This window comes from Neorhizobium sp. P1_A6, from assembly GCF_056406795.1.
Genome location: NZ_JBFTZM010000021.1, coordinates 1 through 24,900 on the forward strand (window position 1 = coordinate 1; position 24,900 = coordinate 24,900).

Annotated in this window: 30 protein-coding genes; 20 read left to right on the forward strand and 10 right to left on the reverse strand. The window is 63.1% G+C overall.

Annotated features, from left to right (window positions below):
- Positions 1–161 precede the first annotated feature (161 nt).
- Positions 162–1,778: a citramalate synthase gene (gene cimA / locus AC1D3C_RS26870; protein ID WP_477485022.1), complete on the forward strand. Its 1,617-nt coding sequence runs from the start codon at positions 162–164 to the stop codon at positions 1,776–1,778.
- A 97-nt stretch (positions 1,779–1,875) separates the two neighbouring features.
- On the opposite strand, the gene AC1D3C_RS26875 is transcribed toward cimA, so the two are convergent.
- Entirely contained in the window at positions 1,876–2,868 is a 993-nt protein-coding gene (locus AC1D3C_RS26875; protein ID WP_477485023.1) for a phosphotransferase family protein, read from the reverse strand.
- Between the two features lie 190 nt (positions 2,869–3,058).
- On the opposite strand from AC1D3C_RS26875, the gene rsgA reads away from it, so the two are divergent.
- On the forward strand, positions 3,059–4,081 hold the full coding sequence (gene rsgA, locus AC1D3C_RS26880; protein ID WP_477485024.1) for a ribosome small subunit-dependent GTPase A: 1,023 nt from the start codon (positions 3,059–3,061) through the stop codon (positions 4,079–4,081).
- 227 nt (positions 4,082–4,308) lie between these two features.
- A complete protein-coding gene (locus AC1D3C_RS26885; RefSeq protein ID WP_172729950.1) occupies positions 4,309–4,467 on the forward strand; it encodes a hypothetical protein in 159 nt (52 codons plus the stop codon).
- A 56-nt stretch (positions 4,468–4,523) separates the two neighbouring features.
- On the opposite strand, the gene AC1D3C_RS26890 is transcribed toward AC1D3C_RS26885, so the two are convergent.
- From AC1D3C_RS26890 to AC1D3C_RS26905, 4 genes are all read right to left on the reverse strand, one after another.
- The gene (locus tag AC1D3C_RS26890) at positions 4,524–5,213 is read right to left on the reverse strand and encodes a pentapeptide repeat-containing protein (protein WP_477485025.1); all 690 of its coding nucleotides are present in this window, start codon (positions 5,211–5,213) and stop codon (positions 4,524–4,526) included.
- A gap of 96 nt (positions 5,214–5,309) precedes the next feature.
- On the reverse strand, positions 5,310–5,594 hold the full coding sequence (locus AC1D3C_RS26895; RefSeq protein WP_038541598.1) for a YciI family protein: 285 nt from the start codon (positions 5,592–5,594) through the stop codon (positions 5,310–5,312).
- A 27-nt stretch (positions 5,595–5,621) separates the two neighbouring features.
- On the reverse strand, positions 5,622–6,215 hold the full coding sequence (locus AC1D3C_RS26900) for a TetR/AcrR family transcriptional regulator (protein ID WP_477485026.1): 594 nt from the start codon (positions 6,213–6,215) through the stop codon (positions 5,622–5,624).
- A gap of 186 nt (positions 6,216–6,401) precedes the next feature.
- Positions 6,402–7,274, reverse strand: coding sequence for a protein-L-isoaspartate O-methyltransferase family protein (locus tag AC1D3C_RS26905; RefSeq protein WP_477485027.1), 873 nt, complete (start codon positions 7,272–7,274; stop codon positions 6,402–6,404).
- 152 nt (positions 7,275–7,426) lie between these two features.
- Here AC1D3C_RS26905 and rarD point away from each other — a divergent pair, with 152 nt between their 5' ends.
- Positions 7,427–8,341 carry an EamA family transporter RarD gene (gene rarD / locus AC1D3C_RS26910; RefSeq protein ID WP_038585275.1) on the forward strand — a complete coding sequence of 305 codons (915 nt, stop codon included), beginning with the start codon at positions 7,427–7,429 and terminating at the stop codon, positions 8,339–8,341.
- A gap of 20 nt (positions 8,342–8,361) precedes the next feature.
- Positions 8,362–8,691 carry a DHCW motif cupin fold protein gene (locus AC1D3C_RS26915; RefSeq protein ID WP_038541588.1) on the forward strand — a complete coding sequence of 110 codons (330 nt, stop codon included), beginning with the start codon at positions 8,362–8,364 and terminating at the stop codon, positions 8,689–8,691.
- A 17-nt stretch (positions 8,692–8,708) separates the two neighbouring features.
- Here AC1D3C_RS26915 and AC1D3C_RS26920 read toward each other — a convergent pair whose 3' ends face one another.
- Entirely contained in the window at positions 8,709–9,326 is a 618-nt protein-coding gene (locus tag AC1D3C_RS26920) for an LOG family protein (RefSeq protein WP_038541585.1), read from the reverse strand.
- Positions 9,327–9,483: 157 nt separating this feature from the next.
- On the opposite strand from AC1D3C_RS26920, the gene AC1D3C_RS26925 reads away from it, so the two are divergent.
- From AC1D3C_RS26925 to AC1D3C_RS26945, 5 genes are all read left to right on the forward strand, one after another.
- Positions 9,484–11,316 (forward strand): LysM peptidoglycan-binding domain-containing protein, encoded by a 1,833-nt coding sequence (locus AC1D3C_RS26925; RefSeq protein ID WP_477485028.1) that lies wholly within the window; start codon positions 9,484–9,486, stop codon positions 11,314–11,316.
- Between the two features lie 648 nt (positions 11,317–11,964).
- Positions 11,965–12,651 (forward strand): hypothetical protein, encoded by a 687-nt coding sequence (locus tag AC1D3C_RS26930; RefSeq protein ID WP_477485029.1) that lies wholly within the window; start codon positions 11,965–11,967, stop codon positions 12,649–12,651.
- 340 nt (positions 12,652–12,991) lie between these two features.
- Positions 12,992–14,881, forward strand: coding sequence for an ABCB family ABC transporter ATP-binding protein/permease (locus AC1D3C_RS26935; protein WP_477485030.1), 1,890 nt, complete (start codon positions 12,992–12,994; stop codon positions 14,879–14,881).
- Positions 14,882–14,923: 42 nt separating this feature from the next.
- Complete coding sequence (locus AC1D3C_RS26940; protein ID WP_477485031.1) at positions 14,924–15,064, forward strand: hypothetical protein; 141 nt, start codon at positions 14,924–14,926, stop codon at positions 15,062–15,064.
- 98 nt (positions 15,065–15,162) lie between these two features.
- Positions 15,163–16,185: an LLM class flavin-dependent oxidoreductase gene (locus tag AC1D3C_RS26945; RefSeq protein ID WP_477485032.1), complete on the forward strand. Its 1,023-nt coding sequence runs from the start codon at positions 15,163–15,165 to the stop codon at positions 16,183–16,185.
- A 138-nt stretch (positions 16,186–16,323) separates the two neighbouring features.
- Here the strand turns inward: AC1D3C_RS26945 and AC1D3C_RS26950 are convergent, their stop codons facing one another.
- A complete protein-coding gene (locus AC1D3C_RS26950; RefSeq protein WP_477485033.1) occupies positions 16,324–17,169 on the reverse strand; it encodes an SDR family oxidoreductase in 846 nt (281 codons plus the stop codon).
- A gap of 93 nt (positions 17,170–17,262) precedes the next feature.
- On the opposite strand from AC1D3C_RS26950, the gene AC1D3C_RS26955 reads away from it, so the two are divergent.
- The 4 genes from AC1D3C_RS26955 (at position 17,263) to AC1D3C_RS26970 (ending at position 20,163) form a co-directional block, all read left to right on the forward strand.
- Complete coding sequence (locus AC1D3C_RS26955) at positions 17,263–18,189, forward strand: AraC family transcriptional regulator (protein ID WP_477485034.1); 927 nt, start codon at positions 17,263–17,265, stop codon at positions 18,187–18,189.
- A 117-nt stretch (positions 18,190–18,306) separates the two neighbouring features.
- Positions 18,307–19,005, forward strand: coding sequence for a phosphatidylserine decarboxylase (locus AC1D3C_RS26960; RefSeq protein ID WP_038548987.1), 699 nt, complete (start codon positions 18,307–18,309; stop codon positions 19,003–19,005).
- A 16-nt stretch (positions 19,006–19,021) separates the two neighbouring features.
- Complete coding sequence (gene pssA, locus AC1D3C_RS26965) at positions 19,022–19,861, forward strand: CDP-diacylglycerol--serine O-phosphatidyltransferase (RefSeq protein ID WP_038541566.1); 840 nt, start codon at positions 19,022–19,024, stop codon at positions 19,859–19,861.
- Between the two features lie 173 nt (positions 19,862–20,034).
- The gene (locus AC1D3C_RS26970; RefSeq protein ID WP_255759033.1) at positions 20,035–20,163 is read left to right on the forward strand and encodes a hypothetical protein; all 129 of its coding nucleotides are present in this window, start codon (positions 20,035–20,037) and stop codon (positions 20,161–20,163) included.
- 6 nt (positions 20,164–20,169) lie between these two features.
- Here the strand turns inward: AC1D3C_RS26970 and AC1D3C_RS26975 are convergent, their stop codons facing one another.
- The 3 genes from AC1D3C_RS26975 to AC1D3C_RS26985 are packed head-to-tail and all read right to left on the reverse strand — an operon-like array spanning position 20,170 to position 21,966.
- Positions 20,170–20,787: a LysE/ArgO family amino acid transporter gene (locus AC1D3C_RS26975; RefSeq protein WP_477485068.1), complete on the reverse strand. Its 618-nt coding sequence runs from the start codon at positions 20,785–20,787 to the stop codon at positions 20,170–20,172.
- Positions 20,788–20,827: 40 nt separating this feature from the next.
- A complete protein-coding gene (locus tag AC1D3C_RS26980; protein WP_477485035.1) occupies positions 20,828–21,595 on the reverse strand; it encodes an SOS response-associated peptidase in 768 nt (255 codons plus the stop codon).
- A gap of 44 nt (positions 21,596–21,639) precedes the next feature.
- A complete protein-coding gene (locus tag AC1D3C_RS26985) occupies positions 21,640–21,966 on the reverse strand; it encodes a YnfA family protein (protein ID WP_477485036.1) in 327 nt (108 codons plus the stop codon).
- A 166-nt stretch (positions 21,967–22,132) separates the two neighbouring features.
- Here AC1D3C_RS26985 and AC1D3C_RS26990 point away from each other — a divergent pair, with 166 nt between their 5' ends.
- From AC1D3C_RS26990 to AC1D3C_RS27015, 6 genes are all read left to right on the forward strand, one after another.
- Complete coding sequence (locus AC1D3C_RS26990) at positions 22,133–22,411, forward strand: type II toxin-antitoxin system RelE/ParE family toxin (RefSeq protein WP_038585245.1); 279 nt, start codon at positions 22,133–22,135, stop codon at positions 22,409–22,411.
- Positions 22,412–22,426: 15 nt separating this feature from the next.
- Positions 22,427–22,744: a HigA family addiction module antitoxin gene (locus tag AC1D3C_RS26995; RefSeq protein WP_477485037.1), complete on the forward strand. Its 318-nt coding sequence runs from the start codon at positions 22,427–22,429 to the stop codon at positions 22,742–22,744.
- Between the two features lie 35 nt (positions 22,745–22,779).
- The gene (locus AC1D3C_RS27000; protein WP_477485038.1) at positions 22,780–23,196 is read left to right on the forward strand and encodes an NUDIX hydrolase; all 417 of its coding nucleotides are present in this window, start codon (positions 22,780–22,782) and stop codon (positions 23,194–23,196) included.
- Between the two features lie 47 nt (positions 23,197–23,243).
- On the forward strand, positions 23,244–23,675 hold the full coding sequence (locus AC1D3C_RS27005) for a TIGR02301 family protein (protein ID WP_477485039.1): 432 nt from the start codon (positions 23,244–23,246) through the stop codon (positions 23,673–23,675).
- Positions 23,676–23,776: 101 nt separating this feature from the next.
- Positions 23,777–24,034: a hypothetical protein gene (locus AC1D3C_RS27010; protein ID WP_007752665.1), complete on the forward strand. Its 258-nt coding sequence runs from the start codon at positions 23,777–23,779 to the stop codon at positions 24,032–24,034.
- A gap of 40 nt (positions 24,035–24,074) precedes the next feature.
- Positions 24,075–24,824 (forward strand): hypothetical protein, encoded by a 750-nt coding sequence (locus AC1D3C_RS27015; RefSeq protein ID WP_477485040.1) that lies wholly within the window; start codon positions 24,075–24,077, stop codon positions 24,822–24,824.
- Positions 24,825–24,900: the final 76 nt, after the last annotated feature.

Below are 24,900 nucleotides of genomic sequence, written 5' to 3' on the forward strand. Positions count from 1 at the left end.
TTTAGGATTGCAGCAGCCGGCTCGAATGCGGCCATCTCTTGCGGTCATTGTTTGGGGAAGGCCGTGCATCCTTCGATCTCCCCCCTTGAGGGGGAGATGCCCGGCAGGGCAGAGGGGGGTGATGCCGCCAACAGCATAATCTTGCTCCAGGAGGAGCACCCATGACACGTGAACGCATCTATCTCTTCGACACCACGCTGCGCGACGGGCAACAAACCCCCGGCGTCGATTTTTCCGTCGAGGACAAGATCGCCATTTCCAACCTGCTGGACGAGTTCGGCCTCGATTATGTCGAGGGCGGTTATCCCGGCGCCAACCCGACCGATACCGCTTTTTTCTCGGAGAAACGCACGGCGAAGTCGAAATTCGTCGCCTTCGGCATGACCAAGCGGGCTGGCATCTCCGCCTCGAACGATCCGGGGCTGGCCGTGCTGCTGCAGGCGAAAAGCGACGCCACCTGTTTCGTTGCCAAAAGCTGGGATTACCATGTGCGCGTGGCGCTCGGCTGTTCGAACGAGGAAAACCTCGAAGCGATCCGCGACAGCGTCGAGGCCGCCCGCGGCGCTGCCAAGGAAGCCCTGGTCGATTGCGAACATTTCTTCGACGGCTACAAGGCCAATGCCGAATATGCGCTTGCCTGCGCCAGGACGGCCTATGAAGCGGGTGCGCGCTGGGTGGTGCTCTGCGACACCAATGGCGGCACCCAGCCGGGCGAAACCCGCGCCATCGTCGAGGCGGTGATCGCGTCGGGCATTCCCGGCACCTCGCTCGGCATCCACGCCCATGACGATACCGGCCAGGCGGTGGCCAATTCGCTCGCCGCGATCGAGGCGGGCTGTCGGCAGATCCAGGGGACGCTGAACGGCATCGGCGAGCGCTGCGGCAATGCCAATCTCGTGACGATCATCGCGACGCTTGCCCTGAAGGACGCTTACGCCACACGGTTCGAGACGGCGATCGATGCCGAGCGGTTGACCGGCCTCACCCGCCTCAGCCACGCCTTCGACGAGCTCTTGAACCGCTCACCGAACCACCAGGCCCCCTATGTCGGCGCTTCTGCCTTCGCCACCAAGGCCGGCATCCATGCCTCGGCGCTGCTGAAAGATCCGCGCACCTACGAACACGTGACGCCGGAAAGCGTCGGCAACCTGCGCAAGGTCATGGTCTCCGACCAGGGCGGCAAGTCGAACTTCATCAACGCGCTGAAGCGCCGCGGCATCGAGGTCGGCAAGGATGATCCGAAGCTCGACCAACTGATCTCGATCGTCAAAGAACGCGAGGCGACCGGTTATGCCTATGAGGGCGCCGATGCGAGTTTCGAACTGCTCGCCCGCCGCACGCTCGGCACCATTCCGGAATTCTTCTCGGTCGAAGGTTTTCGGGTGATGGTCGAGCGCCGGTTCGACTCGCATGGCAAGATCAAGATCGTCTCCGAAGCGGTGGTGAAACTCGTCGTCGACGGCCAGACGCTGATGTCGGTCGCCGAGGGCGACGGCCCGGTCAACGCGCTCGACCGGGCGCTGCGCAAGGATTTCGGCAAATACCAGCACGAGATCGATGACCTGGTGCTCGCGGACTTCAAGGTGCGTATCCTCAACGGCGGCACCGAGGCGATCACCCGGGTGCTGATCGAATCCACCGACGGCGACGGCGTGCGCTGGTGGACGGTCGGCGTCTCGGAAAACATCATCGACGCCTCGTTCCAGGCGCTGATGGATTCAGTCATCTACAAGCTGATGAAGAACCGGCAGCTGGCAGGCAAGATCGCGGCGGAGTGAGGTTGGGAGAGCGAGGCTAATGCCGCCTCGCCATCTCCCGACAGGCGCTACCAGGCGCCGTTCTGAACTCCGCCGCGCCGCGCTGGTCCGGCGTCGTTCAGCTCACCGCAGAACCTCGGCCGGCCATCTCGCCCAGGTCCCGGAGAAGACCGCCGGGGCCGGTCTCGGCCGTCGCATCGACGCCGAGCTTGGTCAGCCAGCACCACATGCTGGTCCGATGGAAAAGGGTGTAGAGCCACAGCGACCGGTCGATATTCGGATGATCGGTCCTGCCATAACCTTCGAGGATCGGCCGATGGCTGCGCGGGTCTTCGTGCGCGGAACAGAACAGGGCCTTGGCCAGATCGAAAAGCCTGTCCCCTGCCCGCGCATTGCCGAAATCGACGAGCCCGCTCAGCCGAAGACCTCCGGCACCGTCGCGCAACGCGAGCACATTGCCCTGATGGAAATCGTCGTGGCAGAGCACGGCACCGCCGCTTTCCGCCAGGAGATCGAAACTGCCTTCGGCGAGGCGCTGCAGGTTTTGCCCGAGCTCCGCATCGCCGCCGAGATCGCGAAAACGTCGGAACACGTCTTCGAACGCCGCCGTCATATAGTCCGCATTCATCAAGCGCGGCTTGTCGACCCCGTTGCCGCGAATGTAGCCATAGGCGGGCATCGGCACTGCGTGGACCCGCCTCAGCAGCTCCCCCATTTGCCGGTAAGCGCTGTCGATATCCGGGGCGATATCCGGCTCGGCCATCCAGTGACGCAGCGAACGACCGGGCAGAAACGTCAGCAGAGCGTAGCGCAAAGGCAGGAGCGTGCGCGTGTCGTCGACCCGCAGCCACCTGGGGACGGGTGGCGTCAGCCCTTCGAGCCAGCCTGCCACGAGGCTCTCCTTCGACGGCAGCCATTCGGGCTCATCCGGATAGATTTTCAGGACGAGCGGGCCGTGGTCCGATCCAGCAAGGTCGATCCGATAGACCTCAGTACTGCCACCATCGAGCCGGCTGAAACTGCCGGCGGCAAAACTGCGATCAAGGCTCTTGACGACCCGATCGACGGTTTCGCTGTCGAGTTCCAAGGTCGTTCTTCGTAGCGGTGCCATTTCCACTGTCCAATGATTGCTATATTGCGTTACGAACTATCGACACCGTTGGAGCGCGGATGAATATCCTCCGTCAACCAGCGGCAGCAAGTCGAGCGGTCGCGACAGGGCGGCTCCTCCATAGAAGCACACGATCTCAACCTGCGGAAAGCCTACCCATGACGGCGTCCCCGAATTTTCGTACCGAACCTTGACCGGCTCCAACCCACCCTCATCGCTTGAACTGCTCGGCTGGTCCGATTTCTTTGCGGCTCAAGTCGAGCCGGGCGAGACCGAACTCCTAGTCCGGCGCATTGCCTCGGTTCATCGGGCACGCATCGACGCAATCGACGTCAGCGGACCGGTCGGGATCGAACTTCCGCCCAATAGCAATACCGCGGATTTTGCGGTCGGCGACTGGGTTCTTGCCGACCCGCTGACGGGCATGCTCGTGCGCCGGCTCGACCGAAAGACCGTGTTTCAACGGCGCGCGGAAGGCGGGCACGGCCAGCAGCTTGCCGCAGCCAATGTCGATACGCTGTTCATCGTCACCTCGTGCAATGCCGATTTCAACCCCGGACGGCTGGAACGCTACCTGATCATGGCCAACCAGGCCGGGACCGATCCGGTGATCGTGCTGACCAAGGCCGATACCGTCGAAGATGCAGGCCCGTTCGTGCAGCAGGCCAAGGCGCTGCAGCGCGACCTGCCGGTGGTTGTTTTGAATGCGCGCACAGCGGATGCCGTTGCCCTGCTGAAGCCCTGGTGCGGCGTAGGGCAGACCGTAGCGCTGGTGGGCTCCTCCGGCGTCGGAAAGTCGACGCTGGTCAACACGCTCGCCGGTCATGCGTCCGACACGATGCAGAAGACCGGAAGCATTCGCGAACGTGATGCAAAGGGTCGTCACACCACGACGGCACGATCGCTGCATGCGATTGCCGGCGGCGGCTGGGTGATCGATACGCCGGGTATTCGGACGCTCTATGTCAGCGACGTTACCGACGGCATCGATACGCTGTTTGCCGAAATCACCGATCTGGCGCCGAATTGCCGGTTTCGCGATTGCACCCACGCCCACGAACCGGGCTGCGCCGTGCAGGCGGCCGTTGCCAAAGGCGAACTTTCCGCCGATCGCCTGGAACGCTGGCGCAGCCTGCTTGCGGAAAACCGCGACAGAACGCCCGTGCTGAGCGGGCCGAAGGGCAACAAGATCGTCCGCAAGAAGAAATACTGAAGGTTTCGCGCGGGAATACCGTCCCTGCAGGAGTTGGCAGGCGGCCCCGAATCCTGTGACCCGATCCGGGCCATTGTATTTCAGGGGCTTTCGTACCATATAGACGGCACATTGAGGTAGCCGCTCGCGGTCATGACGCAGCAGCGCCTGGCAACCAACCCCCTCACCGTTTCATTAATCCAAAGAGGCTTCGGCATCCTGCCGGAGCATCGAGATCGGAGACGTTCATGTCTGATAAAAAAGCAAACACCGCGGACCAGCCTTACCAGCCTATCCCCTTCGCCAAGAAACATCGCATTTCGGTTGAAGATGCGAAGGCGATCATCGAAAAGCACGGCGCAGACCGGAAGTCGGCCGACAAGGAAGCACGGCGCGTAGCCGTCTAGTCCTTCTCGCCTGCAAGACGACTGGAAGAACCGGAGACTGAGGATGCCGCACCCGGCTATTGAACCTTCAGTCCCAGTTCCGCCAGGATATCTCCGGCCTGCTGCCGCGAGATCGTCGCTCCCTTGAACTTCCTGGCGTCGATCAGCTTCAGGCCGCCGAGGTCCGCGCCGCGCAGATCGGCCCCTTCGAACCTGGCATCGACGAGCCCCGTGTCACGCAGGCTGCAGCCGTCGAACACGACGTCGCGAAAATCGCATTTCGACAGATCGGCCATGCCGAAATCGACCCGCTCTATCCGGGACTTCCGGAACGACAGTGCGGGGAGCCTTGCCTGCGCCAGGATGGTTTCCTTGAACGACAGGCCGAGCGAGGCGATCCGCGTCAGGTTGGCACCGGTCAGCTTGCAGCCGACGAACCGGGTGTCGTTCATTTTGGCTTCCAAAAAAGCGGCGTTGTTGAAGTCGCAATTCCGGAATTCCACCTCCGCGAGGTTCGCGCCTGAAAAATTGGCGAACGGTCCCCGGCATCCCTCGAATTTTGCCCCTTCGAGGTCAGCGGCCCGCAGATTGACGGTGGTCATCCTGCAGTTTCTGAATTCCCAGCGCTGGAGATCCAGGCCCGACAGGTCCGCTTCCTCCAGAATGCAGCCGTTCAGGATCACCGGACCTCCGGCGGCCGTAAAGCCAAGCGCCTCCGCGCGTCCGATCCGCTGTTCGGAAACCTCGATGGGATCCTGCTCCGCCATGACGTTCGCCTCCGCCGACATTCGTTTCGCGTGATTGACCAGAGATTCGGCTTGGAGACAATCGACGCGCATACGAGATGATGGCGCCCCTGGTGTCTAGGCCTTCAGGAACGCAAGCCGGTCATCCACACGGCCAGGTACGATTTCCTGAATGTCAGCGCTGACAACGCCTTCGGCAACGAAAGGATCGTCCGTCACACGCATTTCGAGGTCGGCCCTTGTGGTATTGTGGACCAACACGGATCCGCCTGCATTCGGCTGTAGGCTGCCGACCAGCAGAAAAACACCGTCATCGAAGCCCTTCCTGATCCAGGCGTTGTGTCCTTCCATGAATTGCGGGGCCCTTGCTTTGTCGGCGAACTTGAGGGTGACGATGAACATGCCGGTTTTCCTTCAGACGGTTAGCGATCAAACGGATTGAGGAGCGACTGGCCGCTCCGAGATATGCGCCTCCAACCACGTCTGCATGGCGTCCACTTCGCGGCGGATGAAGGTTTCGTCGCGGAACGCCGTAGCGAGCGCCGATACACCTTGGCTTCGCATCAGGAGATGTAGGGAGAGCGCGTCGGCATCGGTTTCCCGACCCAGAGCGCAGAACTGGCGAGCGAGCCACTCGCGGAACAGGGTGAAAAGTGCGGCGGCGTCGGTTTTGGCGACATGATCGAGCTTGGCGAGTTCGTTGCAGAGCGATCCGACCGGGCAGCCATACGCCATGATCTTCGTTCGGTTGACGATGAGGATATTGATAAAGCTTCGGATTCTGTCGGCAGCTGTCCCGCCTTCAGCCTCCCATGCCTCCAGCATTCTCTGCGTGTTGGCGATACGAAGGGCGATCACCGCGTTGAGAATTTCGTCCTTCGTCTTGAAGTGGTAGTAAAAATTGCCGCGCGACAGGCCCACGCATTCGGCGATATCGGCAAACGACGTTACGTCGTACCCGCGCTCGTAGAAGAGCCGATCAGCGGCGTCTACGATCTGATTGCGTGTGTCCATGCCCTTCAACGTGGCAATCCTGTTTGCTGTTGCCCGGGTGCAAAGCGATGGCTTCACGGATTAGGGCAATTGTCCTAATCCTCTTGTAGGACAGTTGACCTAAAATGATCAAGTCCCTGAGCCGGAGATTTTCAATCCATTGCTATGTTCGTTTCGGGCACCCTAGGACCAAGAACTTTGGCGCGGCTGACGCCCTCACACCTCCTCGAAACTCAGCCCCCAATCCTCCTCGCCATACCACTCGCCCTCCCGGGGCGGCTCCCGCCAGCGCAGGCTGCGCACCTGATAGCCCCGGCGGGAACGGAAGGCTTCGGCCAGTCCCTGGTGGCGGCCCGGCGGCACCGGTTGCTGGCCCTCGGCCCAGACGAAGGAAACCGGCTGCAGGAATCTGGCTCCGAAACCTTTTGCGCGGTGGTCGATCAACAGAAAACCCGCGCGGCCGGTAAAGCCGCTCCGCCGGCCGTTGTCGATTGCCGGGAAGCCGAGCGGGAAGAGCGTGCGCCCCGAGACCGCCAGATTATCGATCCAGGCGGCCGGCGGGTGGTCGAGCGCGAAATTGGCGTAGATCACTTCCGCATCCTCCTTCGGCCATTCTGTCGCATCGCCGCGGACGAGTTCGATATTTGCGTAACCCGCCAGGTTCTGCCGCGCCTTGTCCGCGAGGGCTTCGTCGTATTCGACGGCGACCACCCGGCCCGACGGCCCCACCAGCTCGGCAATGATCGCCGTGTAATATCCGGTCCCGGCGCCGAGATGAGCGACGGTCTCGCCGTCGCGGATGCCGAGCGCGTGAAGGGCCCCGGCATGCAGCGACGGCATGCCGTTGTTGACGCCGCGCGCCGTGTCCAGGCCGACCAGCAGATCCTGGTAGAGAACCAACGGATCGGTGGAGGCGAGCTCGCGGTAGTTGCGAAAGTCGTTATAGACCCAGGGCGGCGGGCCGACGAATTGTTCGCGCGGCACCTTGGCGAAGGCGGCGAGGAGCCGCGCGTCTGCACTCACGCCGGCCTTCGCCAGGATCTGACGGGCGTAGATCTGCCGGTGCAGCGGCGGGTTTTCGAAATCCATCCAATTCCTCCGTTCTGACAAGCGATCACTATCGCAAGCCAAGCCGACAGAATCGCGACAAACGATAGGTTCTTCAATGAAATGAATTGGTCCGGCTCAACCTATTCGTTTAAACGGGGGATAACCAGAACAAACATACCGGAAACACCCGCATGACCACCGACATCGCCCCGGCGACAATAGCGAAGAACGAGGATACCCCACGCGGTTTCGCCTTCGGGCTGACGGCCTATTTCCTTTGGGGCTTTCTGCCGTTCTATCTAAAGGCTGTTGCCCATATTCCTTCGCTCGAAGTGCTGGCGCACCGGGCCATCTGGTCGGTGCCGGTTGCCGGAATCGTTCTCCTCATCCTGCGTCGCACCGGCGATCTCAAGGTGGCGGTGCAGAACCCGCGCATGCTGGCCATGGCATGCCTGACCGCCCTGATCATCATGGCGAACTGGGGCATCTATGTGTGGGCGGTCGCCGCCGGCCGGGCGCTCGATGCGGCGCTCGGTTATTTCATCAATCCGCTGTTCAGCATCTTTCTCGCAGCCGTCCTGCTCAAGGAAAGGCTGGCGCCGGTTCAGCTTGCCGCGATCGGCCTCGTGGTGGTGGCGGTGGCAATCCTCACCTATGACGCGGGCGGATTGCCCTGGGTATCGCTGGCGCTCACCGTCACCTGGGGGTTCTATGCGCTGTTCCGGAAAACCCTGCCGATCGGTCCGAACCAGGGTTTCTTCTTGGAAGTGCTGCTGATCAGCATTCCCTGCCTGCCCTATGTGATCTGGCTGGAATCGACCGGACAGGGCCATCTCCTCAATTCGACCGGATGGGACACGTTCATCCTAATGGCCGCCGGCATCATCACCGCCGCCCCGCTGATGATCTATGCCAATGGCGCGAAACTCCTGAAGCTCTCGACCATCGGCATCATGCAATACATCGCCCCGACGATGATCTTCCTGATCGCGGTTTTCGTTTTCCACGAGCCGCTCAGCCTCGTGAAGCTCGGGGCCTTTGCGCTGATCTGGGTAGCGCTCGCCGTCTACACCTGGTCGATGCTGAAACAGACGCGCGGCCGATAATCCCTTTCCGGAGCATAAGAATGCAGATCAGCGACATTCCGTTCGGCACGACCGACTGGAGCACGGTGCCCAAGACCGAACACAAGGGCGACACCGGGCTCGCGACCTGGCAGACATGCCATTTTGGGAAGATCCGGGTGCGGATGGTGGAATATACCCCGGGCTATCTCGCCGACCACTGGTGCGTCAAAGGCCATGTCCTGCTCTGCCTCGAAGGCGCGCTGACGACCGAACTCGCCGACGGCCGGGTCTTCGTGCTGAAGCCCGGCATGAGTTACCAGGTGGCTGACGATGCCGAGCCCCACCGCTCCTCGACAGCGGTCGGTGCAAAACTCTTCATCGTCGACTAGAGCTTAAGCACAGGCGCTCAAAGCCTTGAAATGACAGCCTCCTCGCCGCCGGACGGCGGGCGGTCCTCGCCCTGTTCGAGGATCGCCGGAACGATCTCCTCGACATTGGCGATGACAAGCGGCTGGACCAGATGCGCGCGGTGGATGAAACCCTGTTCGCGCATGTGGGTGATGAGGTCGAGCATCGGATCCCAGAAACCGCCGATATTGGCAAATGCCATCGGTTTCTGATGCCGTCCGAGCTGCGCCCACGTCATGATCTCGACAATCTCCTCCAGCGTGCCTATGCCGCCCGGCAGGGTCACGAAAGCGTCAGCGCGCTCGAACATCTTGTGCTTGCGCGCGTGCATGTCCTCCGTCACAATCAGCTCGTCGAGCTGGCCGAGCGAATGGCGCGTGGCCTCCATGTCGACCAGGAATTCGGGAATGATGCCGGTGACCTGACCGCCGTTCGACAGAACGCCGGCCGCGACCGCACCCATGATACCCTTGGTGCCTCCGCCATAAACAAGCCGAAGCCCATGGGCGGCGATGGATTTTCCGAGCGCACGGCCGGCCTCGATATAGGCGGGATCGCGTCCCGGCTGCGAACCGCAGTAAACGCAGATGGATCGAATCGGCACAGTTTTCTCCATAAGGCATTTCAAGTGGAGGGCCAAAGCGAGCCCCGGTCGTCAAAATTGACGGGAAATGCCCGGAAGAGCAAGGGTTTATCGTGTGAAAAGCTTGTGAATGCGGGAGGAAAAGGTTAATCCGAATATGCGATGGCTATAGCTGTCGGGAGAGGCATTGATGATGAAAAACCGCGCCGGCTGGCTGGCTCTGATCGTATTGGCTATCGCATCGCTGCTGATGGTGTTCTTCGTGATGCCTGCGATAAACAAGGATTCAAAGCCGATCGGCGACGCGATCAATGCCGCAGGCAATGCCGTCAAGGACGCGGTGACGGAACCACAGCAGACAGCCAAGGCGCCTGATGCCGCAAAGCAGGCAGACCCGGCTGCAGCGCCGCAGACGGCCCCGCCCGCAGCGGGTTCCCAAACGACCTCAAACCAGACGCCCCCCACTCAGGCTGCCGCGGCGATGGCGCCGCCCTCCTTCGACGTGCTGCGGGTCGAGCCGGACGGTTCGACAGTGATCGCCGGCCGCGCCGCACCCCATTCCAAGCTCGAAGTTACCGATGGCGCCACGGTCGTCGCCAAGGTCGATGTCGGCCCGAGCGGCGATTTTGCCGCCATCCTCGACAAGCCGCTGCCGCCCGGCGACCACCAGCTGGTGCTGAAGGCCACCGGCAAGGACGGCAAGGCCACCGTTTCGGAAGAAACAGCGACGGTTTCCGTGCCTGCCGACAAGAACGGCAAACTGCTTGCCATGGTCACCAAACCCGGCAAGGCAAGCCGCCTGATCGCCACACCGACCCCGGACGCCGCAGGTCTCCCTTCCATGGCTGGGGCGCAGCCGGCCGTTCCGGCTCCCCAGGGCGCGACTTCGGCCGCGACCAACCCGGCTCCCGCCGGCCCCGCTCCAGCGCCTGCCGCACCCTCGTCCGCGCCGTCCACCTCGGTTGCGACGCTGCCGGCACCGCCCTCCGGCTCATCCACTCTCGCGTCTTCCGCACCGAACATCCCGGTCTCGGCGCCCGCCTCCTCGGGAGCGACGGCGCCTGAACTGCGCGTCACCGCCGTCGAGATCGAGGGCAACAAGATCTTCGTCGCCGGCAGCGCGAAGGCCGGCACCTCTGTGCGCGGCCAGGCCGACGGTCGGCCGATCGGCACCGCCCAGGCAGGCCAGGACGGCAGTTTCGTCATCGAAGGGGCGATCGACCTTGCGGTCGGCGACCACCGGATTGGCGTCGAAGCGCTCGGAGCCGGCGGCCAGGTTCTGGTGCGGGTCGAAGTGCCCTTCAACCGCCCCGCCGGCGATCAGGTTGCCGCCGTAGCGGCGCCGCAGGCCCCCAATAACGGCATGTCGGCGGCCGACAGCGGCGCCTTCGACAAGCTGCGCAACGAAACCGTACGCGCCTTCAACCTTCTGCGCGCGCTCTACGACAACGGTCGCGTTCCTTCGGCGGAACAGATGGTCGCCGCCCGATCCGCCACCTCGATCGCGCTGAAGTCGCTTTCCGAATACCGGCTGCAGGCCGACGCTGCGGCCTCCGCCCGCGTGCTTGCCGAAACCACAGCCCAGAATGCTGCGGCAGCGGTTGCTGCCCTCGACGCGCTTCCCAAGGATGTCGCAGGCGTCGGTGCCGGCCTGAAGCGGATCGGCGACATGATCGCCCGCGCCGTCGGCCCGATCCTTTCCCGCGAACTGCACGGCGTCGAAGTGGCCACCGCCGCCCCGATGACCGCAACCGATGCCAGCGGCGCCCGCACCATCCAGCAGGAGGCGCTGACGCAGAGCGAACGCAGCTCGGTCATCATCCGCCGCGGCGATACCCTCTGGCAGATCTCCCGCCGCGTCTATGGCCAGGGCGTGCGCTATACGACGATCTACCTCGCCAACGAGGCCCAGATCCGCAACCCCGACGTCATCCAGCCCGGTCAGATCTTTGGCGTGCCGGACGAGGCTCGGCCGGACGCGGAAGAACTCCACCGCCAGCGAATGATGCACCGCCGGTCGTAGGGGCGGGAAGGGATCTTTGATCGGGGACGATTTTGCCCTTCGATGAAAAACACACCCAACCCCATCAGCCCCTTACCCATGTTCACGTCCCCGTCCATCCCCGCCTCCCGAACCCGCGCCATAATCACCCCCGTCATCGGATGGGAAATCGGGTTCGCGAACCGGCATCCTCCTCAAGGGTTTTCGAACCCCGGTTTCCGGTGATGGCTGTCGAACGTGGTGGAACGGGAACTGACAACTCCCGGAAAGCTGCAGGAAACGGTCGGGGCAGGCGGAAAGCCTGAATACGCAATATCCTGAAATAGCCCGCCTGCCCCATTCCCAAACCAAAACCGCGCCGGACAAGACGTCCGGCGCGGCCAAAGGTGCTTGCGGTTCGAAATCGCCGCCGTCTGGGCCGCAGGCACCGCCTGCCATGCCAGGCATGCTGAGTCGCGCTGCCAGCCGCCTTCTCCCGCCCCTCGCGATGCCGCCTAGTCACCGCCATATACCCGGCATCGTCCGGAAACGCTCGTTTCGAGAGCCAAGCGCCCGCCGGCTCCGGTTCGGCCAGCCTCGCGCAGGTTAGGAGGAATAGCGCGGTGGTCAGGCGGCGTGCTCGCATATTATCTCCGGCTCTGATCCATGCCGCGCGGACAGGAGAATAAAATGGTTTCCAGCATTAATTCCATTCGGATTTGGTCTTCTCAGGCAGCTCTCAACGCATTCAAGGATGTCTCCGACAACAGGACACCCGGCAGCTCGACGTCCGGCTCGTCCTCTTCGTCGCTCGCCGACATGCTGTTTCCCGGCAGCAACGGTGGTGACGACTATGAGGACGACAAGATCGCGGCGCTGATCGCTTCGCTGCAGCGGACAATGAACGGCACCTCCCCGGACGAGACGGCCGGCGACGGTTCGGTCGGCGACATGTCCAGCAAGGCATTCATGAAGGCGCTGCAGGAGAAGTTGGACGCGCTGAAGGCGAGCCCCGACAGCAAGGCGATGGCCGAGACGATGCAGAAGGCGCTCTACGCCGGCACGCTGAAGATGACCGACGCGGTCGCCGGCGACCAGATCACCGCCTGGGACATGACCGACGGCAAGCAGACCTCGACCGGCGTCACCTCGGTCGATAAATCCGACTGGACCCAGTTCCTGAAGGACCGCCTGACGCGGGACGACGGCGGCAAGTTCGTGCGCAACCCCGACGGCAGCTATATCGAGAAGGCGACCGGGGCCAGCTCCTATTTCGGCATGGTCGGCGAGGCCTACTATTACATTTCCTGGCCGACGCCGGCACCGACCAAGCCTGCGGCCGGGACGACGCCCGCCGCCTCTACCAGCACCAAGTGACACGACAGGCCGAGGGCGGGCGAAAATCCCGCCCCCGCCTCCCTGCCGTCCTCAGAACTTTCACGAAACCGTCATTGCAACATCCGCCGCCGGACCTTATGTGCGGGAGGCGTTTTGACGCGCCCGTTATCGGGACAGTCGTATTTGGGAACGCCCCTCATCCGCCTGCGTCCTGCGGACCCCTCTGCCGTTTGAACGGGAAGAAGGACGCAAGCTGCCGGCTTTCTGCTTCCCCCAGCGATGGTGCGGGACGGCTTGAGGCCAGCGGCTTCTCCTGCCGAAGGTCGGAGCGAGAGGCAATTCCATATGCGGCTGACCCGCGCCCGCTCCGGAGACATCGATGGCGAATACCAAGAAGACCATTTCGGCGGATGCCAGCAATCCGCTCGGCACGCTCGTCAACCTGTGGCCCTATATGTGGCCCGAGGGCCGCGCCGATCTGAAGGCCCGGGTCATCTGGGCGACCTTCTATCTGTTCCTCGCCAAGTTCGTACTGCTGACAGTGCCCTATTTCTTCAAATGGGCGACCGATGCGCTGAACGGCAAGCTGGACATGGCAGGCATCCTGCCGGCCTTCCTGCTCGGCGCCGTGGTGCTGGTCATCGCGCTCAATTTCACCCGCATCCTGCAGGTCGGCCTCAACCAGCTGCGCGACGCCCTGTTTGCCTCTGTGGGCCAATATGCGGTGCGCCAGCTCGCCTACCGCACCTTCGTGCACATGCATCAGCTGTCGCTGCGCTTCCATCTGGAGCGCAAGACCGGCGGCCTGTCACGGATCATCGAGCGCGGCACCAAGGGCATCGAAACGATCGTCCGCTTCACCATTCTCAACACCGTGCCGACGCTGCTCGAATTCCTGCTGACGGCCGTGATCTTCTGGGTCAGCTACGGCTTCTGGTATGTCGCGGTGACGGCGATCACGGTGGCGCTCTACATCTGGTTCACGGTGAAGGCCAGCGACTGGCGCATCGCCATCCGCCGTTCGATGAACGACAGCGATACCGACGCCAATACCAAGGCGATCGATTCGCTCCTCAATTTCGAGACGGTCAAATATTTCGGCAACGAGGAGATGGAGGCCAAGCGGTTCGATTCGTCGATGRCGCGTTATGAAAAGGCCGCGACCGACGTGTGGACCTCGCTCGGCTGGCTGAACTTCGGCCAGGGCGTGATCTTCGGCCTCGGCACGACCGTGATGATGGTGATGTCGGCGCTTGCCGTGCAGCGCGGCGAACAGACGATCGGCGACTTCGTGTTCGTCAATGCGCTGCTCTTGCAGCTTTCCGTGCCGCTCAACTTCATCGGTTTCGTCTACCGCGAAATCCGACAGGGGCTGACCGATATCGAGCAGATGTTCGAGCTCCTCGAAGTGCAGCCCGAGGTCGTCGACCGGCCGGATGCCAAGCCGCTCGACATCGCCCAGGGGGCGATCTCCTTCAAGGACGTGCATTTTTCCTATGATGCGGCCCGGCCGATCCTGAAGGGCGTCTCCTTCGACGTGCCGGCCGGCAAGACGGTGGCGATCGTCGGGCCATCCGGTGCCGGCAAGTCGACCATTTCGCGCCTGCTCTACCGGTTCTACGACATCCAGGATGGCTCGATCACCATCGACGGGCAGGACGTGCGCGAGCTGACGCAGCATTCGCTGCGCGCGGCAATCGGCATGGTGCCGCAGGATACCGTCCTGTTCAACGACACGATCGCCTACAACATCCGCTACGGCCGGCCAACGGCCAGCGAGGAAGAAGTGCTGGCCGCCGCCGACGTGGCGCAGATCGGCCATTTCATCAGCGCCCTGCCGGACGGCTTCGAGACCAAGGTCGGCGAGCGGGGCCTGAAACTGTCCGGGGGCGAGAAGCAGCGCGTGGCGATTGCCCGCACCGTCCTCAAGGCGCCGCCGATCCTGATCCTCGACGAGGCGACCTCCGCGCTCGACACCACGACCGAACACGAGATCCAGTCGGCACTCGACGTGGTCTCCAAGAACCGCACGACGCTGGTGATCGCCCACCGGCTTTCGACCGTCATCGGCGCCGACGAGATCATCGTGCTGCGCGACGGCCGGATCGCCGAACGGGGCACGCACAACGCACTGCTCGAACAGAACGGGCTCTACGCCTCGATGTGGAACCGCCAGCGCGAAGCGGTGCAGGCGGAAGAACAGCTGCGCAAGGTGCGCGAGAGCGACGACCTGGGCGTCGTGCTGCGCGGCGTCCCGGCGGCGGAATAGGCCGGTGGCGGGCACGAGCTCCGAAGCAGGAAGATCTCAACGATGAAACGATACCTCACTCCCCGCATGCTCGTCCTCGGCTCGGTCGCGATCGTCTACATGCTGGTTCTGGCCCTCTTCGGCTCGCCGCTGCTCGCCTTCACTACCTGGATGGGCTGGGTCGATCCGCAGGCCGCGCGGTAAGCGGACGCACTGTTCACAGGGCGGTGACTGTTCATGCCGCGATCGGGATGCCATCTAACGTGTAACTTCAGACACAATAAATTCACGGTGGTAACGCAATGAAAAAGATCGGCTTTCTCTCCTTCGGGCACTGGACCCCCTCGCCGCAGTCGCAGGCGCGCTCGGCATCCGATGTCCTCCTGCAATCCATAGAACTGGCGGTGGCTGCCGAGGAGCTCGGTGCCGACGGCGCCTATTTCCGCGTCCACCATTTTGCGCGGCAGCTCGCATCGYCCTTCCCGCTGCTTGCTGCTGTCGGTGCACGCACCAAGCGCATCGAGATCGGCACCGCCGTCATCGACATGCGGTATGAAAACCCGCTCTATATGGTGGAGGACGCGGGCGCCGCGGACCTGATCTCCGGCGGGCGCCTGCAACTCGGCATCAGCCGCGGTTCGCCGGAACAGGTGATCGACGGGTTCCGCTATTTCGGCTACCAGCCGGCGGAAGGCGAGACCGATGCGGATCTCGGCCGGCGCCATGCGGAAGTGTTTTTCGACGTGTTGCGCGGCGAAGGTTTCGCCAAGCCCAATCCGCGGCCGATGTTCCCCAACCCGCCCGGCATGCTGCGCCTGGAGCCGCATTCGGCGGGCCTGCGCGACCGCATCTGGTGGGGTTCGAGCTCCAACGCGACCGCCGTCTGGGCCGCCAAGCTCGGCATGAACCTGCAGAGTTCCACCTTGAAGACCGACGAGAGCGGCAAGCCGTTCCACATTCAGCAGGCCGAGCAGATCCGCATCTACCGCCAGGCCTGGAAGGAAGCCGGCCATGCCCATGAACCGCGCGTCTCCGTCAGCCGCAGCATCTTCGCGCTGATGAACGACACGGACCGCGCCTATTTCGGCGGCAGCGGCGACAGCCAGGACCAGATCGGCAATATCGACCCGCAGACCCAGGCGATCTTCGGCCGCTCCTATGCCGCCGAGCCCGACAGGCTGATCGACCAGCTGAAGGCCGACGAGGCGATCGCCGAGGCCGATACGCTGCTGCTCACCGTACCGAACCAGCTTGGTGTCGAGTACAACGCGCACGTGCTGGAGAGCATTCTGAAGCATGTGGCGCCGGGGCTGGGGTGGCGGTGAGATAGTCTACATTGGCAGAATGCGGTTGCCGAAAGCTCCAGCGCCCCCCTTGTGGGGATGTCGCTGGAGCCGGCAGAGGGGCGGTGATGCGGCAGGCACGGCGGCCCGGGCGGGATTGGCCTGCTATAGCCTCAGCGATCAGTTCGGCATTTCAAGCCAGGCGGTGTGTCCGGTCAACCGGTGCATCCCGGCACGATATTCATCCTCCGAGGTCGACCAGCGCAGGCGGGCATATTCTTCCACATCCGGGCCGACCTGATAGCGAAGGCGGTCCGTCGCATCGACGGTCGCCGCATAGATCGCCTCGACCACCGACTGCTCTTGCGTCGAAGCGAACGGGTAGTTGATCATCGACTGCAGCATGTGGTCGAAATAGGGTTTGTAGCTTTCCGGCAGCGGAGCCGCCTGCGATGCGGCCATGCCCGTCGTCGTGAAATTGGTGCTGCGCATCGCGCCGGGCTGGATCAGCCGGACCTTGATGTTCTGCGACGCCAGTTCGTAGGAGAGCGACTCGGAAAGGCCTTCGACGGCCTGCTTTGAGGCACTGTAGAGCGATAGCAGTGGCATGGCTGCGATCCCGACACCCGAACCGACGTTGACGATAGTGCCGCCGTTTCGCCGGTGAAGATGCGGCAACGCCGCCTGGATAACGTTCATCATGCCGAAGACATTGGTCTCGAAGATCTGGCGGATCGCCTCCGCCGGCGTCGCCTCGAAGATCGAGACCATGGTGATGCCGGCATTGTTGACGACCGCGTCGAGGCCGCCGAAGCGCTCTACGCCGGCCTGGATTGCGGCCTCTATGCTTGCCGGATCGGCGACGTCGAGGGCTGCGACCAGAATGCGGTCGGGATACTGATTGGCAAGATCCGGGTCCGGCCTGCGCATCGTCGCGATGACGTTCCAGCCCTTTCCCGCGAAATGGCTGGCGGTCATCTTTCCGAGGCCCGACGAGCAGCCGGTAATGAGAATGGTCTTGGTCATGATCTGGCTCCAATGTGTTGATGCGCCTTCACTAGACCAGTCGATCGGGACATTCTATAATGGAAACTCCGACAATTATTACGGATCGTCCCGATGGATGCCCTTGCCGACGTCATCAAGCTGCTTCGCCCGTCCACCCTTCTGCTCGGCAGCATGTCGGCCAGAGGGAGGTGGGGCGTTCGCGTGCCGGAACAGTCGGGGCCGACCTTCTACTTCATCACGGAAGGCCGGTGCTGGTTCAGGACCCATGACGACGCCCCCGTCGAGCTGCAGGACGGAGATTATATTCTCTCGGCTAGACCGCTTTCGGATTCGTTCCTCAGCGATATCAACGCGCAAACCGAGCTGTCGGACGATGCCTTCAAGGCCCGCCACACCGTTGACGGCGAGATCCGTGTTGGCGAAGAGGGATCGGGACCAGCGACGCGTGTCCTCGGCGGCCTCATCCAATGTGATCCCGCCAATGCAGACCTGCTGATCGGGCTTCTGCCGCGTCTCGTGCATGTGCAGGCCACGGAGCAGACTGGTGCCCGATTGCGGGCGCTGGTCTCGATGATCCTGGAGGAAGCCGGCGACACACGGCCCGGGCGCGACGCCGTCCTCTGCCGCCTGATCGAAGTCATGCTCATCGAGACCCTGCGCCGCGAGGCGGCCTGGGCGCCCAATGCGGGCCTGCTGGGAGGGCTTGCCGATCCGCAGCTCGCCCAGGCGCTCGGCCATATCCATGCCGATGTCGCCCGCGGCTGGACCGTCGGCGAGCTGGCAAGACGGGTCGGCATGTCGCGCTCGGTCTTCGCCCGCCGTTTTTCCGAGACCGTCGGCGTCGCCCCGGTCGAATATCTGCTCGGCTGGCGAATGGCTCTGGCGAAGGACGTACTGCTGCGTGGCCGCGGCACGCTGGAGGAGATCGCCGAAACGGTGGGCTACAAGTCGGCAAGCGCCTTCAGCACTGCCTTCAGCAACAGGGTCGGCTGTCCGCCGAGCGAATACGCATTGCATCTGCAGGCCGGGCGGAAATGAGGACCGGCATTTTTTGCCAGCATATCCGCGCTGCGGTTTCGGCGATACGGAACCGCATTGCCGCAAAAACGGTTTCGCTGTAGTCAGGTGACCCTGACCATACGGGAGAAAACGTTGATCAACCTCTTCGACACCATCCGCAACACGCTCGTGCCGATCCATAAGGAAGGTTACATCTTCGTCGCCGCCTTCTTCATCGCCTCGCTGATCCTCGGTTATATCGCCGAGCCGCTGTTCTGGGTCGGCCTGGTGCTGACTTTGTGGTGCGCCTATTTCTTCCGCGATCCGGAACGGGCCGTGCCCCAGGATGACGACCTGATCCTCAGCCCCGCCGACGGACGCGTCAGCCATGTCGCCATGGTGGTGCCACCCACCGAGCTGCAGCTCGGTTCCGAGCCGATGCTGCGCATCTCGGTGTTCATGAACGTCTTCGACTGCCATATCAACCGCTCGCCGGTGCGCGGCCAGGTGTCCCGCATCGAGTATCGCCCCGGCCAGTTCGTCAATGCCGAACTGGACAAGGCGAGCGACGACAACGAGCGTAACGGCCTGGTGATCGACACCCGCCACGGCAAGGTCGGCGTGGTGCAGATCGCCGGCCTGGTGGCACGGCGTATCGTCTGCTGGGTGAAGCCGACCGAACCGGTCAATGCCGGCGAACGGTTCGGCCTGATCCGCTTCGGCTCGCGGCTCGACGTGTTCGTGCCGGCCGGCGGCCAGCCGCGCGTGTCGGTCGGCCAGCGCGCCATCGGCGGCGAAACCGTGCTTGCGGAATTCGGCTCCGCCAAGGGCCCGATCATCAGCCGCCGCACGTAAAGGGARCTAGAGCCTGATGGAGACGCCCGCCTCGCCGCCCTCGCCCCCTCATTCGCACGCGGAACACAACAGCCCGAACGAAGAGGCCCGCGGGCCGCGCCTGCGCGAAATTCCGCTCCGGCTGCTGGTGCCGAACCTGATCACGGTGCTTGCCATCTGCGCCGGCCTGACGGGCATCAGGCTCGCCTTCGAGGGGCGCTACGAGCTGGCGGTCGCCATGGTGCTGCTGGCCGCCTTCCTGGATGGCATCGACGGGCGCGTGGCACGGCTCCTGAAAGCCACGTCGAAATTCGGCGTGCAGATGGATTCGCTTGCCGACATCATCAATTTCGGCGTCGCGCCGGCGCTGGTCTCCTACGCCTTCCTGCTCGACCAGGCGCATTCGATCGGCTGGATCGCCGCCCTGCTCTACGCGATCGCCGCCGGCCTGCGCCTCGCCCGGTTCAACGTCATGGAAGACCGCAACATCAAGGCGGACTGGCAATCGGAATTCTTCGTCGGCGTGCCGGCGCCGATGGGCGCCATGCTGGTATTGCTGCCGGTCTATCTCGGCTTCCTCGGGCTCGAAGCGACGCCGATCTTCGTTTATGCAAGCGTTGCCTATACGGTGCTGATCGGCTACCTGCTCGTCTCCCGCCTGCCGGTCTGGTCCGGCAAGTCGAGCCGCATCCGCCGCGACCTGATGCTGCCGATCATGCTCGCCGTGGTGCTCTATGTAGCGCTGCTGATGAGCTATACCTGGCAAGTGCTGTCGACCACCGTCGTTGCCTATCTCCTCGTCCTGCCGTTCAGCGCCCGCGCCTGGCACCGTCGCTACGGCACGATTACAATCGAGGATGACAGTACGCATGTCTGAGTCTGCTCGAACTCGGTAAGCTGCAACTTCCGCGCAACAGTTTCCCACAAGATGACAGTTCCACGAATACCGGGCGGCAGTGCCAGCTTGCCGGCCACGATTCCGCCCGCTTTTATGGGAAAAGCCGCGATCGCAAAATGCAAACAAGAGATTCGCGTGTTGAGGAGACAGCCATGAGCACCGAGAAGAAAATCGAATCAAAACCCGAAATGACCACGCCCTACCGTCCGCTGGGCTTGAAGGCCGTGGTTGCAGCCGCCCTGATGCTGAACCGCAAGCCGAAGCTTACCCCAGCTGGCTGATCAGCTTCATTCGCCGCTGATAAAACTCCACAGGAGCCCCAGCGCGAGAAGGCCCATGACGATGCCGATGACGACATCCAGAACCCGCCAGGCGGCGGGTCTGGCAAACAACGGCGCCAGGAAACGCGCGCCGTAACCGAGCCCGAAGAACCAGACGAACGAGGCAATCGCCGCACCGGCGCCATAGGCCACCCGTTCCGCTCCTTCGAAGGCCGCAGACAGGCTGCCGAGCAGCAACACCGTATCCAGGTAGACATGCGGATTGAGGAAGGTGAAGGCCAGGCAGGTCAAGACCGCCGCCTTCAGCCCCATCGGTTCCGGCGCACCTGCCACCATCGCGCCAGGCTTGACTGCCCGGCGGAAGGCCATGAAGGCGTAGGTTCCGAGAAACACCGCACCGCCCAGCGTCACCACCGAGATCAGCACGGGAGATTGCGCGACGATGGTGCCTAGCCCGCCGACGCCGGCGGCGATCAGCGTCGCATCCGACAGCGCGCAGATCAGGCAGAGGATGAAGACATGGGAGCGGATCAGCCCCTGGCGCAGGATGAAGGCGTTCTGGGCGCCGATGGCGATGATTAGCGAAGCACCGAGTGCGAGGCCGGAAAGGCCGGCGGAAAACAGGTTCATGAAATTGTCCGTCTGAAGGAAGAGAGCCGAGGGGTCAGAAAAGCGACATCTGGGTCGAGTCGGGTTTCGGCTTTTTCGGCGGCTCCTCTTCCGGTTGGGCGACCACCACCGGTTTCTGCAGATCCGGCCCCATGTTGGCGACCTTGTTGACGAGATCGGAAACCGGCAGCGCCTCGAAGAAATCCTCCTGCACCGGCCGCATCAGGTCGGCCACCTCGCGCGGTTCCTGCGTCTTGCAGTCGAGCCAGCGGGAAAAGTCTTCGGGCTCGATGACGACCGGCATGCGGTCGTGGATATGGCGAATGCCGCCATTCGCGGCCGTCGTCATGATCGCGGCGGTATCCACCTCGGAACCATCGGCAGAAGACCAGGTCTCCATCAGACCGGCAAAGGCGATGACGCCGCCGCGCTTCGGGCGGATCCAATAGGCCTGCGGCTTGACGCCGCTTTCCTTCGGCGGCCGGCGCCATTCGTAAAAGCCGGTGGCAGGGATCAGGATGCGGCGATGGCGCATGGCGGCGCGGAAGGAGGCCTTGCCGATCGCCGTCTCGGAGCGCGCGTTGATCAGCAGCGGAAACTCCTTCATGTCCTTCACCCAGCCGGGGATCAGGCCCCAGCGGGCGAGGAAGGCGCGGCGCTCCGGCAGGTTGCTGCCCGGCTCACGCTTTTCGGACGACATGACGACGAGGATCGGCTGGGTCGGGGCGATATTGTAGCGTGCCGGGAAATCGTCGAGATCCGCCAGGCTAAAGAATTCCGAAATATCCTTGGGGGTCGCCGTCAGGGCGTAGCGTCCGCACATGCGAACTATGTGGCATTGGCTTTTCGAGGGGTCAAGCGCCGAGATCAGGCACTTCGCGGTCCAAACAGGATGATCGCCCCGCCGACGAGGCACACCGTGACGCCGAGAACATCCCATCGGTCCGGCACCCGGGCCTCGATAGCCCAGAGCCAGAGGATCGAGGCGAGGATATAGATGGCGCCATAAGCCGCATAGGTCCGCCCCGCCGCCTCGCTCGGCACCAGCGCCAGCAGCCAGGCGAAGACGATGAGCGACACAACGCCCGGCGCCAGCCACCAGACCGGCTTTTCCAGCCTGAACCACGCCCAGAAGGCGAAACAGCCGGCAATCTCGGCAAGCGCGGCGATGGCGTAGAGGGTGTAAGTTTTCATGGGAGACGTGGGCTTGAAGGAGATGGCATCTGGGGCACGTTTTCATATGATCGAAACGATGGAAACCGAAATCTGCGCGCTCTCTCATAACGCGGGCATGCACGGCCACATGTAAATTATTCGCTTACAGCCTTGACCTCGTGTAAGCAATATACTTACATGCTGCATGATCAGATCCTTCAGGAACAAGGCGCTGGCTGCCCTGTTCCAGAGCGGCAAGACGAGCAAGATCGACGCGAAGATGCACAAGCGCATCCTTGTGCGGCTGGACCGTCTTGAAGCGGCCGAGCGCCCGGAGGACATGAACCTGCCGGGGTTTGATTTTCATGCCCTGCATGGCCTTGATCCGACCCGCTATACCGTTCACGTCAACGGGCCGTGGTGCATCACATTCGAATTCGACGGCAAGGACGCCGCCCGTGTTGATTTCGAGCAATACCATTGAAGCGGCGGTTTAGGGATGAGATCGATGGCGGAATATGACGTGAAAAGGCCGATTGAACGTTGCCCGTCGCATCCCGGGGCGCTGCTTGATGAGATCATCCCCGCGACAGGCAAGACGAAGGTCGAGATCGCCGAACTGCTCGGTATCTCCCGCCAGCAGCTCTATGACATCCTGCGCGAGCGCAAGCCCATCTCCCCAAATGTCGCGGCCCGACTCGGGAAGATGTTCGGCGACGGTGCCGCTATCTGGCTGCGCATGCAGGCCGGCTATGACGCCTGGCACGCGGAACGCGAGGTGGACGTCAGCAAGATTCCCACTTTGAGCGCGGCGTGAAGCGTCCCAGCACATTGAACCGCAAAGACCGTAATATGCCCCAATCCCCCCAAGCCGCGTCCTCCGCCATTCTCGAACGCGACGGCCGGTTTCTGCTGATTCGGCGGATAAACCCGCCGTCGATGGATCTGTTCGCGTTTCCGGGCGGTCGGGCCGAGCCCGGCGAGACGCCGGAGCAGACGGCAGTGCGGGAATTTTTCGAGGAGACCGGCATTGCGGTGCGCAATCCCGTCCTCTTCGCCACCTACGACCTGAAGAGCGAGAAGCAAGGTGGGCAGCATTTCTTTCTGTCGGTCTTTCGCGTGGAGGCCGACCCCGCCAGCCAGGCGATCGCCGCCGACGATGCGGCCGATGCCGGCTGGTATACGCTTGAGGAGATCCGAGGCCTGCCCGCGCCGGCGAGCGTGCTCGAATGCGCCGAGAGGCTGGCGGCGGAGACCAATGCCCGCTAAGAAGGCTCGCTAAGACAGGCGCAATCGCGCCGCATCGGGACCCGTTCATGAAGCTCATTCAGCGACTTGGCTGCCTGACACTGCTGGCAATCCTCTCGGCGACGCCGCTTGCCGCCCAGTCGGCGAAACAGCAGCCATCCGCACCGCTACCGCCTCCCCCGGCGGCCGAGGAAAAGCCGGCGCCCTACGACGGGCAGCTGACGCGGCTGGCCGAAGTGCTCGGCTCCATCCAGTATCTGCGCGCGCTCTGCGGCGCGTCGACATCCGAATGGCGGGCCTCGATGCAGCAGTTGCTGGATGCCGATAGCGGCACCGAGCCGAAGCGCCGCGAGAGGTTGACCGCGGCCTTCAACCGGGGGTATCGGTCGTTTGCAGCCGTGCATACGTCCTGCACGGATGCGGCAAGAACCGCCGAGGAGCGTTATCGTATCGAAGGCGCAACACTTGCGACAGAAATCGCGGCGCGCTTCGGAAATTAGAGGATTATTTACCTCTTTTGGCGGGAGGCCGTGTCGTTTTGATAAAAGGCTGATAAAGTTTTTAACGGGCTAGTAATTAAACGGGCACCGAGGACGACAGAATGCAGACAGGCCGCAACGACATCGACGACATGATTGTGCATGAGAAGATGCAGGCTGCCTTGGAATATCAGAGCGAGGCATGGGCAGACGGCCGTGCCGACGGTATCGAGCCGGAAATCATTGCCGACGCAGCTCTGGTACTTGCCATGCGGGAAACCATCCGCATTCATGGAGAAATGGGCGCCGAAGCCATGCTTGATTCGCTCAAGAGCCGCATGCTCGCCGGCGAATTCTCCCCCGAGCGCACTGTTCAATAAACGATAGAGGTTTCCCGTGCGAAACGCGGCGGAAACGACGATGCCCAGACTCTCCATCCGCCTTTCGGCGGCAATCGTGCTTGGTGCCGCCATGACAATGGCGGTCGGCGGCCAGGCCCTGGCGCTGTCGGAGCTGCGCCCGAGCGTCGAGCCACAAGAACCGGAGCGTGGCCAGAGCCGCGCCATCGTTCAGGCTTTCGAAGGCACGACCCTGCCGCAGCCGGGTCCGGCGATCAATCGATCGGCACAGGCCGGCGACAGCAGTAAGACGACCGCTCCCCCGGCAAACCCGAACGCCGCCAAGCCCGCGCCGAGCGACGACAAGCCGGCGGAAATCATCCGCGACATGACAAAGCTGCCGGCGCCGGTCAAGCAGATGCGTGAAAAGCTCGTCGAGGCCGCGGCTTCGGGCGATGTCACCCGCCTGCGCGACCTGATGGGAACAGGGGCTACTCAGACGCAGGTGATGAACGGCGAATTCGAGGATCCGATCGAAACGCTGAAGAGTTTTTCGGGCGATGCGGACGGCCAGGAAATCCTCGCCATCCTGCTCGACATCCTTTCCACCGGTGCCGCGCATTTCGACGTTGGCACGCCGGAAGAAGCCTATGTCTGGCCCTATTTCGCCGGCAAGCAGCTTTCGAAGCTGACGCCGCCCGAACGGGTCGACCTTTTGCGCATCGTGACCGCCGGCGACCTCGCCGGCATGGAAGAGAACGGCAACTATAACTTCTTCCGCGCCGGCATCAGCCCGGACGGCAAATGGAAATTCTTCTCCGGCGGCGACTGAGCGGGCGCCTCGCGTTTTTTTCGCGTCAGTCGCCACCAGTGCATTTGCCGCACCGTCGCTACCCCCCTCTGTCACT

Bases quoted from the DNA above. Each gene is read 5' to 3' on its own strand.
- cimA (WP_477485022.1), top strand. From the start codon at position 162: ATGACACGTGAACGCATCTATCTCTTCGACACCACGCTGCGCGACGGG.
- AC1D3C_RS26875 (WP_477485023.1), bottom strand. From the start codon at position 2,868: ATGGCACCGCTACGAAGAACGACCTTGGAACTCGACAGCGAAACCGTC.
- AC1D3C_RS26885 (WP_172729950.1), top strand. From the start codon at position 4,309: ATGTCTGATAAAAAAGCAAACACCGCGGACCAGCCTTACCAGCCTATC.
- AC1D3C_RS26890 (WP_477485025.1), bottom strand. From the start codon at position 5,213: ATGGCGGAGCAGGATCCCATCGAGGTTTCCGAACAGCGGATCGGACGC.
- AC1D3C_RS26895 (WP_038541598.1), bottom strand. From the start codon at position 5,594: ATGTTCATCGTCACCCTCAAGTTCGCCGACAAAGCAAGGGCCCCGCAA.
- AC1D3C_RS26905 (WP_477485027.1), bottom strand. From the start codon at position 7,274: ATGGATTTCGAAAACCCGCCGCTGCACCGGCAGATCTACGCCCGTCAG.
- rarD (WP_038585275.1), top strand. From the start codon at position 7,427: ATGACCACCGACATCGCCCCGGCGACAATAGCGAAGAACGAGGATACC.
- AC1D3C_RS26915 (WP_038541588.1), top strand. From the start codon at position 8,362: ATGCAGATCAGCGACATTCCGTTCGGCACGACCGACTGGAGCACGGTG.
- AC1D3C_RS26920 (WP_038541585.1), bottom strand. From the start codon at position 9,326: ATGGAGAAAACTGTGCCGATTCGATCCATCTGCGTTTACTGCGGTTCG.
- AC1D3C_RS26925 (WP_477485028.1), top strand. From the start codon at position 9,484: ATGATGAAAAACCGCGCCGGCTGGCTGGCTCTGATCGTATTGGCTATC.
- AC1D3C_RS26930 (WP_477485029.1), top strand. From the start codon at position 11,965: ATGGTTTCCAGCATTAATTCCATTCGGATTTGGTCTTCTCAGGCAGCT.
- AC1D3C_RS26940 (WP_477485031.1), top strand. From the start codon at position 14,924: ATGAAACGATACCTCACTCCCCGCATGCTCGTCCTCGGCTCGGTCGCG.
- AC1D3C_RS26950 (WP_477485033.1), bottom strand. From the start codon at position 17,169: ATGACCAAGACCATTCTCATTACCGGCTGCTCGTCGGGCCTCGGAAAG.
- AC1D3C_RS26955 (WP_477485034.1), top strand. From the start codon at position 17,263: ATGGATGCCCTTGCCGACGTCATCAAGCTGCTTCGCCCGTCCACCCTT.
- pssA (WP_038541566.1), top strand. From the start codon at position 19,022: ATGGAGACGCCCGCCTCGCCGCCCTCGCCCCCTCATTCGCACGCGGAA.
- AC1D3C_RS26970 (WP_255759033.1), top strand. From the start codon at position 20,035: ATGAGCACCGAGAAGAAAATCGAATCAAAACCCGAAATGACCACGCCC.
- AC1D3C_RS26980 (WP_477485035.1), bottom strand. From the start codon at position 21,595: ATGTGCGGACGCTACGCCCTGACGGCGACCCCCAAGGATATTTCGGAA.
- AC1D3C_RS26985 (WP_477485036.1), bottom strand. From the start codon at position 21,966: ATGAAAACTTACACCCTCTACGCCATCGCCGCGCTTGCCGAGATTGCC.
- AC1D3C_RS26990 (WP_038585245.1), top strand. From the start codon at position 22,133: ATGATCAGATCCTTCAGGAACAAGGCGCTGGCTGCCCTGTTCCAGAGC.
- AC1D3C_RS26995 (WP_477485037.1), top strand. From the start codon at position 22,427: ATGAGATCGATGGCGGAATATGACGTGAAAAGGCCGATTGAACGTTGC.
- AC1D3C_RS27000 (WP_477485038.1), top strand. From the start codon at position 22,780: ATGCCCCAATCCCCCCAAGCCGCGTCCTCCGCCATTCTCGAACGCGAC.
- AC1D3C_RS27005 (WP_477485039.1), top strand. From the start codon at position 23,244: ATGAAGCTCATTCAGCGACTTGGCTGCCTGACACTGCTGGCAATCCTC.
- AC1D3C_RS27010 (WP_007752665.1), top strand. From the start codon at position 23,777: ATGCAGACAGGCCGCAACGACATCGACGACATGATTGTGCATGAGAAG.
- AC1D3C_RS27015 (WP_477485040.1), top strand. From the start codon at position 24,075: ATGCCCAGACTCTCCATCCGCCTTTCGGCGGCAATCGTGCTTGGTGCC.